The organism is Kaistia defluvii, assembly GCF_026343955.1.
Lineage (GTDB): Bacteria > Pseudomonadota > Alphaproteobacteria > Rhizobiales > Kaistiaceae > Kaistia > Kaistia defluvii.
Genome location: NZ_JAPKNI010000008.1, coordinates 118,631 through 130,782, shown reverse-complemented (window position 1 = coordinate 130,782; position 12,152 = coordinate 118,631). Strand labels below are relative to the sequence as shown.

The 12,152-nt window shown below is 65.6% G+C and carries 10 protein-coding genes, 1 tRNA gene and 1 pseudogene; 9 read left to right on the top strand and 3 right to left on the bottom strand.

Annotated elements, in window-relative coordinates:
* The first annotated feature begins 42 nt into the window (after nucleotides 1-42).
* The 3 genes from OSH10_RS18785 to OSH10_RS18775 all read left to right on the top strand — a co-directional run bounded on the left by OSH10_RS18785 (nucleotide 43) and on the right by OSH10_RS18775 (nucleotide 3,104).
* Nucleotides 43-1,413: a glutamate--cysteine ligase gene (locus tag OSH10_RS18785; protein ID WP_266333521.1), complete on the top strand. Its 1,371-nt coding sequence runs from the start codon at nucleotides 43-45 to the stop codon at nucleotides 1,411-1,413.
* Nucleotides 1,414-1,504: 91 nt separating this feature from the next.
* On the top strand, nucleotides 1,505-2,329 hold the full coding sequence (locus OSH10_RS18780) for a universal stress protein (protein WP_266333519.1): 825 nt from the start codon (nucleotides 1,505-1,507) through the stop codon (nucleotides 2,327-2,329).
* 79 nt (nucleotides 2,330-2,408) lie between these two features.
* The gene (locus OSH10_RS18775) at nucleotides 2,409-3,104 is read left to right on the top strand and encodes a DUF937 domain-containing protein (protein WP_266333517.1); all 696 of its coding nucleotides are present in this window, start codon (nucleotides 2,409-2,411) and stop codon (nucleotides 3,102-3,104) included.
* 129 nt (nucleotides 3,105-3,233) lie between these two features.
* Here OSH10_RS18775 and OSH10_RS18770 read toward each other — a convergent pair whose 3' ends face one another.
* The gene (locus OSH10_RS18770; RefSeq protein WP_266333515.1) at nucleotides 3,234-3,584 is read right to left on the bottom strand and encodes a DUF1127 domain-containing protein; all 351 of its coding nucleotides are present in this window, start codon (nucleotides 3,582-3,584) and stop codon (nucleotides 3,234-3,236) included.
* Nucleotides 3,585-3,874: 290 nt separating this feature from the next.
* On the opposite strand from OSH10_RS18770, the gene OSH10_RS18765 reads away from it, so the two are divergent.
* Both OSH10_RS18765 and OSH10_RS18760 read left to right on the top strand, forming a co-directional pair.
* Nucleotides 3,875-4,756 (top strand): LysR substrate-binding domain-containing protein, encoded by an 882-nt coding sequence (locus OSH10_RS18765; protein ID WP_266333513.1) that lies wholly within the window; start codon nucleotides 3,875-3,877, stop codon nucleotides 4,754-4,756.
* Between the two features lie 17 nt (nucleotides 4,757-4,773).
* Complete coding sequence (locus tag OSH10_RS18760; RefSeq protein ID WP_266333511.1) at nucleotides 4,774-5,193, top strand: bleomycin resistance protein; 420 nt, start codon at nucleotides 4,774-4,776, stop codon at nucleotides 5,191-5,193.
* 129 nt (nucleotides 5,194-5,322) lie between these two features.
* Here the strand turns inward: OSH10_RS18760 and OSH10_RS18755 are convergent, their stop codons facing one another.
* The gene (locus OSH10_RS18755) at nucleotides 5,323-8,556 is read right to left on the bottom strand and encodes an ATP-binding protein (protein ID WP_266333509.1); all 3,234 of its coding nucleotides are present in this window, start codon (nucleotides 8,554-8,556) and stop codon (nucleotides 5,323-5,325) included.
* A gap of 214 nt (nucleotides 8,557-8,770) precedes the next feature.
* Here OSH10_RS18755 and OSH10_RS18750 point away from each other — a divergent pair, with 214 nt between their 5' ends.
* From OSH10_RS18750 to OSH10_RS18740, 3 genes are all read left to right on the top strand, one after another.
* A complete protein-coding gene (locus OSH10_RS18750) occupies nucleotides 8,771-9,265 on the top strand; it encodes a phasin (RefSeq protein WP_266333507.1) in 495 nt (164 codons plus the stop codon).
* Between the two features lie 257 nt (nucleotides 9,266-9,522).
* Nucleotides 9,523-10,023, top strand: coding sequence for a phasin family protein (locus tag OSH10_RS18745; protein ID WP_266333505.1), 501 nt, complete (start codon nucleotides 9,523-9,525; stop codon nucleotides 10,021-10,023).
* Between the two features lie 167 nt (nucleotides 10,024-10,190).
* Nucleotides 10,191-10,267, top strand: a tRNA-His gene (locus tag OSH10_RS18740).
* 116 nt (nucleotides 10,268-10,383) lie between these two features.
* Here the strand turns inward: OSH10_RS18740 and OSH10_RS18735 are convergent.
* Nucleotides 10,384-10,757, bottom strand: a pseudogene (locus tag OSH10_RS18735) (transposase); the annotation flags it as partial.
* A gap of 152 nt (nucleotides 10,758-10,909) precedes the next feature.
* On the opposite strand from OSH10_RS18735, the gene OSH10_RS18730 reads away from it, so the two are divergent.
* The gene (locus OSH10_RS18730; RefSeq protein ID WP_266333503.1) at nucleotides 10,910-11,806 is read left to right on the top strand and encodes an SDR family oxidoreductase; all 897 of its coding nucleotides are present in this window, start codon (nucleotides 10,910-10,912) and stop codon (nucleotides 11,804-11,806) included.
* The last annotated feature ends 346 nt before the right edge of the window (nucleotides 11,807-12,152 follow it).

Sequence of the window (12,152 nt, the reverse complement as noted above, 5' to 3'; positions counted from 1 at the left end):
GCGCGCCGCTACTGTGCCGCGCCTCACTGCTTCGGAGTACTCATGGCCCGCGACGCTACCGATTCCACGATCGTCGAATCGCGCGACGAACTCGTCGACGTAATTGCCAGCGGCTCCAAGCCCAAAGCGCAATGGCGGATTGGCACCGAGCACGAGAAGTTCGGCTTCTACACCGATGACCTGACGCCCGTCCCCTATGAGGGGCCGCGCGGCATCGAGCGCATCCTCCGCCTGATGGAAGGTCTTCTCGGCTGGCAGCCGATCGAGGATCGTGGCCTGATCATCGGCCTGGTCGATCCCATCGGCGGTGGCGCCATCTCGCTGGAGCCCGGCGGCCAGTTCGAGCTGTCCGGTGCCCCACTCGAGACGATTCACCAGACCTGCCGCGAACTGCATGCCCATCTCGCGCAGGTGCGCCAGTGCGCCGAACCGCTCGGCGTCGGCTTCATCGGCCTCGGCACCTCGCCGATCTGGTCGCTGGCCGAGACGCCGGTGATGCCGAAGTCGCGCTACGAGATCATGGCCCGCTACATGCCGAAGGTCGGCACGCGCGGCCTCGACATGATGTTCCGCACCTCAACGGTGCAGGTGAATCTCGACTTCTCCGACGAAGCCGACATGGTCAGGAAGATGCGCGTCTCGCTGGCGCTGCAGCCGATCGCGACCGCACTGTTCGCCAATTCGCCCTTCCTCGACAATGCCGCCAACGGTCTGCTGTCGAACCGCGCCGAAATCTGGCGTGACACCGACAACCAGCGCGCCGGCCTGATCCCCTTCGCCTTCGAGGACGGCTTCGGCTTCGAGCGCTATGTCGACTGGGCGCTGGACGTGCCGATGTATTTCGTCAAGCGCGGCGACACCTATCACGACGTTGCCGGCCAGTCGTTCCGCGACCTGCTGAAGGGCGAGCTGCCGGGCCTGCCGGGCGAGATCGCGACGCTATCGGACTGGAACAACCATCTCACCACGCTGTTCCCCGACGTGCGGCTCAAGAAGTACATCGAGATGCGCGGCGCCGATGCCGGTCCGTGGCGGCCGCTCACCGCGCTGCCGGCGCTCTGGGTCGGCCTGCTCTACGACCAGCCCTCGCTCGATGCGGCATGGGAACTGGTCAAGGACTGGACGGCCGAGGAGCGGCAGGCGCTGCGCGACAGCGTGCCCCGCACCGCGCTCTCGACGCCGTTCCGCAACCACACGGTGCGCGATATCGCCCGCGAGATGGTGCAGATCGCCCGGCGCGGACTGGCAGCACGTGGCTATCTCAACAGCGACGGCCATGACGAGACGGTCTATCTGCAGCCGCTCGAGGAGATCGTCGCCAGCGGCCAGACCCTGGCCGAAAGGCAGCTTCACGAATGCCGCACGGAATGGAACGGCGACATCAGCGAAGTCTTTCGTCGCCACGCCTACTAGTTGCGCACAGGTGCCGATTGATCCTTCTCAAAGCGCGTGGGCGGAGTAGACTCTAGCCTCGCCAGCATCGAGAGAGCCAAGGGAGCGCATCATGGATATCAAGGACATCAGCGTCGTCGTCGATCTGGCCGGCGACCGGCCGGCCGCGCGCGCCGCGGCCGATCTCGCCAAGCGTCTCGGCGCCCACCTGACCGGCCTTTCGCTCGCCTATGACCCGATCGTGCCCGGCTATGCCGTGGCGCCCGTGCCGGCCGACTTCATGATCAGCGCCCGGAACCAGGCGATGAAGGAAGCCGAGACGGCGATCGACGCCTTCCACAAGATCGCCGCCGAAACCGGCATCGAGGGCGAGGCGCATCTGGTCGATGTCATGGCCGGCGGCGGCCTGGACGGCATCGTGCACGAAGTCCGCATGGCCGATCTCGTCATCATCGGCGAGGACGACCCGGACCACCCCGAGCCGGTGCGCGAAGCGCTGATCGAGGCCGTGCTGTTCAACGCCGGCGCGCCGCTGCTGATCGTGCCGCGCAAGGGCAAGACGACGATCGACCCGAGCCGCATCATGATCGCCTGGGACGGCACGATCACCGCCGCGCGCGCCGTGCGTGCCGCCATGCCCTTCCTGAAGATGGCCAAGCATGTCGAAGTGGTGCTGGTCGATGACGGCAAGAAGCTGCCGACCGGCGAGCGGCTCTGCGGCCACCTGCTGCGTCATGGCGTGGAAAGCAGCATCCGAAAGGTGCCCAATCCCGGCAAGGACGTCGCCAAGGCCATTCGCCAGGCGGCGATCGACGCCGATGCCGGCATCATCATCATGGGCGCCTATGGCCACAGCCGCCTGCTGGAATGGATCCTCGGCGGCGCGACGCGCGGCATGCTGACCGGCCTCACCCTGCCGGTGCTGATGACGCACTGATCGCGGCCATCGACACGAACCGGTTGACGCGGACCGGCCGCCGCGCCGAACATGCCCTTGGGGCGGCGGGAGCACGATGATGAAGACATTCTACGATCTGATGCTGGAGGCCCAGCAGGGCGCCTTCGCCGCGACCATGGCCAAGGAGTTCGGCCTCTCCCAGGACCAGCAATCCAAGGCCTTCGAGGCCATGATGCCGGCCTTCTGGCTCGGCATGCGGCGCACCTCCGCCGATCCGTTCGGTGTCGCCGCCTTCTGGCAGCAGGTCGGCGCCGGCCAGTTCCAGTCCTATTTCGACAATCCGCTGGCGGCGATGACGCCGCGCGCCCAGGCCGATGGCAATGGCATCGTCGAGCGCATGTTCGGCTCGCCGGAAGTCGCCAAGGCGGTGGCACTGCAGGTCGAGGCATCCACCGGCATCGCGCATGACGTGATCCGGCGGATGATGCCGGTCATGGCCAACATGATGATGGGCGGGCTGCAACGGCAGACCGAAAGCTACGACAACCCGTTCCTCGCCATGATGCGCGACATGACGGGCGGCGGCGCTAGGCCGAAGGAGGCGGCGCAGAAGCGGCCAGACCTCCCCTTCGTCACGCTGATGGAGAGCTTCCTCGGCAAGGAGAAGGAGCCCGAACCGGAGCCCGGCCCGATGAGCAACGAGGAAGTGATCGACCGCCTGTTCGATGCCGGCAAGAGCATGCAGGACAATTATCGCAAGTCGATGGAGATGATCTTCGACCGCTTCGCGCCGACGACACCCCGGAAAGATTGACGCAGGGACCGCGCGGAAAGAAAAGGGCCCGCCACGAACGCGGCGGGCCAAGTACGGAACCGCCAGGGGATCTAGGGGTTCCGGCTGCGGCGGTATCGCAGGGCCTGAGCGACGATTTCGTCGCGATTCTCAGGCCTTGCGCTGATAGCGGGCGGACGAACCGCGCAATTCGCGGGCGTGGACTTGGCGATCCTTCGCCTGCGCCTGGGTGGCATAGCGGCGCTCGAGCGAGCGCATGGCAAGCTGGATCGACGCGTCCTCGTCGGCGCGCGTCGACAGGGCGGAATAGACATCGCCATGCGTCAGTCCGATATCGCTCAGCATGCGGGCGTCCCAATCGAGAAGGCGCGCGACGGAGCGACGATTTTTCCAGATGCGAACGCGCGTCACAAGTGCCGTCGCGACCTGGGCGGCGATCAGGACGATCGTGCGGCCACGCGACGGGCGAGCATGCGGTGTGAACGTTTCGAATGTGGTCATGTCAGCCTCCAGCGGCAGGCGTGGCGAAGTCCTTCGAATGCTTCGAAGGGGTTGTCCGGCACGCGTCTCGGGTACGCTTTGAAGATGCCTCGTCCCGATTGATCATTCCAACGAATGTTTCTAATATCAGCCATCGGAATTGATGATGCTTTTCGTCGGGGCCGGGAAGCCGGTTTGCCGGACGCCGGCCTCCCGTTCCAGCCGAAAACGCGGATGCTTCGTTCGCGGTCGAACCATCGGGGCGGGCCCGGCAGAGCGAAATGGCGGCGGCATCCAGCGAGGGTAGTGCCATGGCATCGATGCTTGATCTCGACCAGTTGCGGACCTTCGTCGCAATCTCGGATTCCGGCAGCTTCACGCGCGCCGCCGAGACGGTGCACAAGACCCAGTCGGCGGTGTCGATGCAGATGCGCCGGCTGGAGGAGCGGATCGGCAAGCCGATCTTCGGCCGCGACGGCCGCAGTGCGAAACTGACGGAAGACGGCGAGCGCCTGCTCGGCTATGCGCGGCGGATGGTCCGGCTGTCCGACGAGACGATGGCCGCCTTCGACGACGACGAGCTCTCGGGCCGCGTCCGCCTCGGCACGCCGGACGATTATGCCGACCGATTCCTGCCGGAGATCCTGGCGCGCTTCTCGCGCTCCAATCCGCGCGTCGAGGTGACGGTGGTGTGCGAGCCGACCGTGCAGCTGATCGAATGCCTGCGCGCCGGCGAACTGGATCTCGGCATCATCACCAACATCAAGGGCACGCCGATGACCGAGGTGGTCCGGCAAGAGCCGCTGCTCTGGGTCGTCTCGAACCATCACCAGCTCGAACAGGACGACGTGCTGCCGCTGGCGCTCGGCCGCGACACCTGCTGCTGGCGCAAGACGGCGATCGAGGCCCTGGCCCAGACCGGGCGGCGCTATCGCATCCTCTATTCCAGCAACAACTCGACCGCGCTCGCCGCCGCCGTGCTGGCCGGGCTCGCCATTTCGGTGCAGCCGGAATCGGCGCTGCGGCCCGGCATGCGGGTGCTCGGCGAGGCCGATGGCTTCCCCAAGCTCGCGCCCTGCGAGATCGGGCTGATCCGCGCCTGGAACAAGCCGATCACGCCCATCGTCGACGCGCTGGCCGAACATATCGTGTCGTCGCTCGACAACCTTTCCATGCAGATCGCCGCCGAATAGCGGCCCGGGACAGACCGATGCCGCCCAAGCTGGTGCCCGAACTGGAGGTTTCGAACCTCGACGAGTCGCTCCGCTTCTATATCGGGCTGGCCGGCTTCCGCATCCTCTATGGCCGGCCGGAGGAAGGCTTCGTGTTCCTCGATCGCGACGGCGTGCATCTGATGCTGGAGGAAGCGGAAGGCCCCGGCCGCCGCTTTCACAAGGCGGCACTGGAGCGTCCCTTCGGGCGCGGCGTCAATTTCCAGATCGAGGTCGAGGATGTCGACACGCTCTGGGCCCGCATGCGCGACGCGGCGCCGATCACCCTGCCCTTCGAGGAACGCTGGTATCGCCGCGAGGACGAGGAACTCGGCCACCACCAGTTCGTCGTCGCCGACCCGGATGGCTATCTGCTGCGGTTCTTTACAAGCCTCGGCACGAGGCCGGTGGCAGGCTGAGAACTCTTGCTGGGCCGACTCCGCTTCGCCTCCTGCTGAAGCGATTTTCGCATAGCGCTCCCCTCCCAACATGCTGAGGAGCGCGTCCCCTCGCTCGCTTGCAGGAGAGGGACAGGGTAAGGGTCTTCTCTACCCTGCCAGAACCCGCGTTGCCGGGAAGGTCACGCGGATCAGCGTGCCCTGGCCGACCGCGCTGTCGATCTGGAAAGCCGCGCGGTTGGCCTCGACCAGCGCCTTGGTCAGCGGCAGGCCGAGGCCGGTGCCGTCGCTGCGATGCTTCGCCGAGGTGGCGATCTGGCGGAACGGCATCAGCGCCGTCTCCACATCCTTTTCCGACATGCCGATGCCGGTATCGCGAATGCGCAGCGTCACCTCGCCCCGCTCCTCCAGCGCCGTCGAGACGATCACCTGGCCGCCGGCCAGCGTGAACTTGACGGCGTTCGAAACCAGGTTGAGCACGATCTGCCGGATCGAACGGGGATCGGCGACGATGCTCGGCACCTGGCTCGACAGGCTGGTGCGAATGATGATGCGCTCGCGATTGGCCTGCGGCTGCATCATCGCGACGCATTCCATGACGATCTCGTTCAGCGCCACCGCCTCGAAATTCAGGTCGAGCTTGCCGGCCTCGATCTTGGAGAGATCGAGCAGGTCATTGAGCAGGCTCATCAGATGCGCGCCCGAGACGTTGATGTCGCGCAGATATTCCTTGTAGCGCTCTGTGCCGATCGGGCCGAAGCGCTCCTCCATCATGACTTCGGAAAAGCCGATGATGGCATTGAGCGGCGTACGGATCTCGTGGCTGACCTTGGCGAGGAAATCCGATTTCTGCATCGAGGCCGTCTCGGCCGCGCGGCGGGCGTTGATCAGCTCTTCCTCGGCGTTCTTCCACTGCGTGATGTCGCGCAGCACGGCGCAGAATTTTCCGGTCTCGCCGAGCCGGCCCATCGTCATGAACAGAGGAATGAGCCCGCCCTGCGGCACGCGGCCGATGACCTCGCGGCCATCATTGAGCACGCTGGCCACGCCGTTCTGTGCCAGGCCCTCGAGATAATCGAGCGCCGATTTCCGGCTTTCCTCGGCCAGCAAATGGGTAAAGGGCAGGCCCGCGACATGGGCGGAATCGACCCCGAACAGCGCCTCGGCGCTGCGGTTGATGCGCACGATGCAGCCATCGGCATCGACGACCGCGACGCCATCCGTGGCGGTATCGAGGATCGCTTCCAGCTCGGCGATCTTCTGACCCGCGGCGGCGAGATCCTCGACCAGTTGGCGATCCGGCGACGGCGCCCGGGCGACCGGGGGTTCCACACGCCCTGCAAGCACCGGCGCCGGCGCCTGGACGATTTCCACGACGGGTTCAGGCTCGGGCGCAGGCGTAACGTCGACTGTCGGCAACTCAGCGGCAAGCATGGCCGCGCTGTCGGGCTCGACAGCCGTTTCCGTCGACTCGATTTCCGGCGTCTCGGCGGCGACGTCCTGCGCGACAGCCGGCGCAGGCGCCTCGGCCGAAGCCGACGTCTGGTTCGATTGGGTATCCGCCTGGGCGACTTCCACGGGCGCCGCTGGCGCATCGCCCCTCGGCTCCGGAACGACGATCGCCTCGGCCTCGGGCGTCGGAGCACCCTGCCCCTTGGCTTCCTCGACGGGCGGGGTTTCCGCCACCGGCTTGGCGGCGTCCTCGACCTTGGCGCCGAGCGCCACGGCAATCCGGCGGAAGGCATCCTGCTCGGGCATGCTCAGCCGCTCGGCATCGGCTGGCAGGGTCGCGGCGCGCGGCAGGCGCACGACATTGGACGGCTCGGCGGCGGGCGGCCGGGTCGGCAGGACAACGACCGGCCTCGGCGGCGCGACCGGCGGCTCGCGGCGCAGCTCGACCGGACGGATGACGCCAAAGCCGCGATAGCCCTCAAAGGCGCGATCGCGCGAAAAGGCGGGCAGCGCGGCGAGGTCGACCGAAACCCGCAGGTCCTGGCCATCGACCGGCCAGTTCAGGGTCGCCCCGCTCCAGGTATCGCGCCGGGCGATCAGGGCGGCGATGCTGCCCTGCGGGTCCAGCCCGCGCTCCGCGGCGACCACTGGCCAGGCGACGCCGACGATCCCAGCCGATCGAGGACCGACGACCGCGGCGAACTCCGGCGAAACGAAGCTGAAGCGGCTTTCGGAATCCATCTGGAAGACGAAGCGGACAGGGGTGGACGGCTCCTCGAACCGGAAGCGGGGCTGTGGCTCGACCGGCACAGCCTCGACGGCCTCGGCAGCGGCGGCCGGCTCGGGCTCCACAGGCGCAGCTTCCGGCACATCCGGCGTATCGGAAGGCGCGGCCGTTTCCGGCGAAACAGGGGTCGCGGCCCGCACAGGGGCCTCGACGGCGGGCGCGTCGCTGACCGCCTCGACGATATCGGCCATCGACTTCGGCGCGCGCTCGAGGGACGGGGCGGCGCTTTCGACGTCCACGGACGGTTCGGCTTCCGCCTTCAGCGCTTCAGCCGGGAGCGGCGTGACTGCCCTTTCCGGCTCCGGCTGGGCCGGCGCAGACGGCTCCTGCGGCGCGACGACAGGCTCCGCCGGCGCGGTCACGATCGCAACCGGCCCGAGAGCGGGAAGCTCCGCCCGATCGGCCTCGACGTCTTCGCTCGCAGTCTCTTCCTCGGGCGACGGCGGCAATACGGCAGCCGCCGGCTCCAGGCGGACCCGTTCCGCCGGGCCGACGACCAGGAGATGAAAAGACCGATCGTCCTGCTCGAAACGGGCGACACCGGCGGGACGGCGGACATCGTCGATGCGCAGCACACGCTTCAGCAACCGCGCATCGCCACGATCCATGCCGGCGACCAGCGCCTCGATGGCGCCCTCCGCCGCCGTCAGGGCATCGAGCCCGCCGGAGGCGGCGACCACCTCGCCGGACGCATCCAGGATGGCGACCAGACAATCCTCGGCCGCCAGGGCATCGGCCAGGCGTTCGGCCCGCTCACTCGGCGAGGACGCTTGTCCGCGCGGCGCATCGAGCGCGATGAGTACGGCACTGCTGTCGTCCGCCAGCGCGATGCGCGTGCAACGGGCCGCCAGGCTCTGCAGCCTGCCGCCGGTCGCGAAACTGATGCGCTCCATCCGGGTCGCCCCCTTCGGCAGGGCGCGGGCGAAGCGGGCGATCTGGAGGGTCGAGGGGAAGGTATCGGAGAAGCGGCGGTCGAGCAGCCGGTCGAGTTCGGCGACGCCGAAGAAATCGGCGCCGGCGGCATTCGCCCAGAGCACCCGTCTTCCATCCGCCGCCCAGACGAAGGTCGGGCGGGCAGACAGCAAGGCCGGTCCGACGGTCGGCAAGGCCGACAGGTCGAGATAGGCAAGATTGCGTGCACTCATATAGCTGCCACTTTTCCCGCCATTCCGGCGTACTCACTCTCACGCCTGGCGCAGCCGCGTGATTGAACGGGCCGCCTGCTCATCGTCCCGCCGATGAACAATCTTCTCCTCAAGAGCGTCAGTCCTTGAAGACAAGCTAATATAGGGCCTGCCCTCCCCGGTCCACGCCGCGGCCGCCGCAACCCCTTATCTCTTCCATCCTTTGGTTAATGTGTTGCTTGCGCTTTCCATCAAAGGCGATGCATGCCGCAAGCATTGCCCGCAAGCTCGCCTTGCGTCGCTTCCAGCAGGGACTATTGTTGTCTTGTCCTCAACATGGGAGATGGCGATGTCTGACAAGACGGCATTCGAAATTCCGGAGCAGATGCGGGCCCTTGCCGACAAGAGCGTCGACCAGGCCAAGAAGGCTTTCGACGATTTCATGGGCGCCACGGTCAAGGCGGTGGAGAAATCGGAAACATCGGCCAAGACCCTGCAGTCCGGCGCGCGCGACGTCAACCGCCAGGCGCTCGCTTTCCTGGAGGCCAATGTGGCCGCCTCCTTCGACTTCGCGCAGAAGCTGGTGCGTGCGCGCAGCATCGAGGAACTGGGCCAGATCCAGCAGGACTTCCTGAAGAAGCAAGTCGAGTCGGCACAGAGCCAAGGCAAGGATATGGCAGACACGATCGGCAAGGCCGCCAGCGAAGTGCAGCAGCAGACGAAGAAATAGGCCAGGAAATGGGCAGGATGGCGATGAAAGCGCCAGATTTCTTGCCCCTTCTGCCCGGCTGCCGGGCCGCATCGATGGATCTTCCCGGCTAAGCCGCTGGAATCACTCCGGAATTGTGCAATGCAACAAAATATTGCATTGCACAATGAACTGACGTAAGGTCGCGTCAAGTCGATCGGAGTTGCAATGGATCCGCAATCCTGGATCCGGGACCAAGCTCCGCGACGGCGATTGAGCCCGAAGGAGACTTTCAGTCCATGTCCGATACCGCCACCGCCCCCAAGAGCGCCAAGTCCGCCTCCAAGTCGAGCAAGGGTTTCGACGCCCCGTTTGAAGCGTTCAGCTTCGCGGTTCCCAATGTCGAGGTTCCCGCAGCCTTCCGCGAGATGGCCGACAAGGCTGTCGCCGGCTCGAAGGATGCCTATGCCAAGCTGAAGACGGCCGCCGAAGAGGCAAGCGAAGTGTTCGAGGACAGCTACGAGACCACCCGCAGCGGCTTCGTGGCTCTCGGCAACAAGTCGCTCGACAACGCCAAGACGCATTCGGACGCCACCTATGCGTTCGCCCGCGCCTTCATGGGCGTCAAGTCGTTCGCCGAAGCGGTCGAGTTGCAGGCTGCCTTTGCCCGCAAGCAGTTCGAGACGCTTACGGCGCAGACCCGTGACATGCAGGAATTCGCGCAGAAGTTCGCGACCGACGCGTCGCGGCCGGTCAAGCAGGGCGTCGAAAAGGCGCTGAAGGGGTTCCAGCCCGGCTGATTCCAGCTGGATCGGCGCCTTGCCGATCGCGGAATTCCGCCATAGATGACGAACGGCCCGATCTTTTTCGGGCCGTTTCGCTATCAGCTCAAAGCTTCTGCGGATAAGTCGGATTCCGTGCTTGTAACCGGCGAACTTTGATTCTAGGTTCCGCTCGCTTTTGGCAGGCAGTTGTAGCTCAGTTGGTTAGAGCGTCGGATTGTGGCTCCGAAGGTCGGCGGTTCGAGCCCGCCCAACTGTACCAAAGCACCCATTGAAATCGTTGGATTTAGCTTTCCCCTCCCTGGGGATCTTCCTGACTCGTTCGATTGGGAAGCTCCGAGGAGCCACCACGCGTCTCGCGAACGTCGAAGAGCGTCAGCGGTAGCGAACCATCTTCCGATCCGCTCCGAGGATTGAACAGGCCGCCGTTCCGACAGGTCCATCACGGCCCGCAGATGCACGACAGCTCTCGCTTGACGGCGGGCGCTACCATTTTTTGACAGAAGCTCCCGCATCGAGACCGCATCCAGCATCTGATCGGCCTGCGGTTTCTTGAGTTTGGCGTTCTCGTCCTCGAGTTGCTTCAGACGCTTGGCCTCGGACACGTCCATGCCGCCAAACTTGGCCTTCCAGTTGTAGAGGGTCGCTTCGGCGACACCCTGCTTGCGCGCCAGATCGGCGGTCTTCGCACCAGCCCCCTGCTCGCCCAGAACCGCGATGATCTGCTCTTCCGCAAGCCGTGCTCGCTTCATCTGGCCGTCCTTCAGAGGGCCGGGCTCCGAATCCTCGTGGCGGAAAAATGCAGTGGCAGGTCAGTCAACCATCGCTCCTCTGTCGCCCACCATGGAACCCGCATGGCGGCGAGCCATTAGCCATCACAAACAACACGTATCTGGAGCGCACCATGACTGACCGCCTCACCATGCAGGACCCGCGCAAACAATATCCAGCGCCACCCTTTCCGGACCAACCCGACCAGCCCGCGCCAGGCCTTGCAGCGACAATGGACCCAAAGCCCGATCATGGCGAAGAAAGCTATCGTGGTTCGGGCAAACTCTTGGGTCGCAAGGCGCTGATCACCGGTGGCGATTCCGGGATTGGCCGAGCAGCCGCCATCGCCTACGCCCGCGAAGGCGCCGACGTCGTGATCGGCTACCTGCCGAGCGAGGAGGCCGACGCGAAGGAAGTCATCGCGCTTATCCAAGCCGAGGGTCGTACGGCTCTCGCCGTGCCGGGTGACGTGAAGGAAGAAGGCTTTTGCAAGGAGATGGTGGAGAGTGCGGTCAAAGCCTTAGGCGGCCTCGACATCCTTGTCATCAATGCAGCGCGCCAGCAGTTTCGCGAGGACGTGTCGCAGGTCACCACCCAGGATTTCGACGCGACGCTCAAGACCAACCTCTATGCGCTGCACTGGATCGCCCAGGCAGCCACGCCGCACCTGCCGCCGGGCGCCGCGGTCATCACCACAGCCTCGATCCAGGCCTATGAGCCCTCGCCCATCCTGCTCGACTATGCCACCACCAAGGCCGGCATCGTCGCCTATACCAAAGCGCTCGCCAAGCAATTGATCGAAAAGGGCGTGCGCGCCAATGTCGTGGCGCCCGGCCCCTTCTGGACCGTGCTGCAGCCGAGCGGTGGCCAGCCGGAGGACAAGGTGAAGAATTTCGGCAAGGACAGTGATTTCGGCCGGCCGGGACAGCCAGTCGAGCTGGCACCGATTTATGTGCTGCTGGCCAGCCAGGAAGCCAGTTACATCAATGGGGAGGTCTTCGGAGCGACCGGCGGAAAAGGCGTAGCCTGATGGCGACAAAACGCCATTGGCAATGGAATAGGGCTTGGGACTGTGAGGCCGATCCCGTCATGTGGTCATAAGCTTTTGTCTGGTCGTTCCCGTGCAATTCTCCACGTCGACACCAAGACATCGGACCGCATTCTCGAGCTTGGAGTGGCCGAGCAATATCTGGATCGCACGGATATTGCCTGTCGGCCTGTAGATCATCGATGCCTTCGCGCGGCGAAGCGAGTAATTCTGCTGCTATGAGTCGCCGGTGCACCATTCGCTGGGAAAACCAAAACCCACTTTACGTCGCCTCAGGCGACCAGGCCACGCGCCACGCGGGTGGGGAGCGGCCAGCCGACTGCCCGCC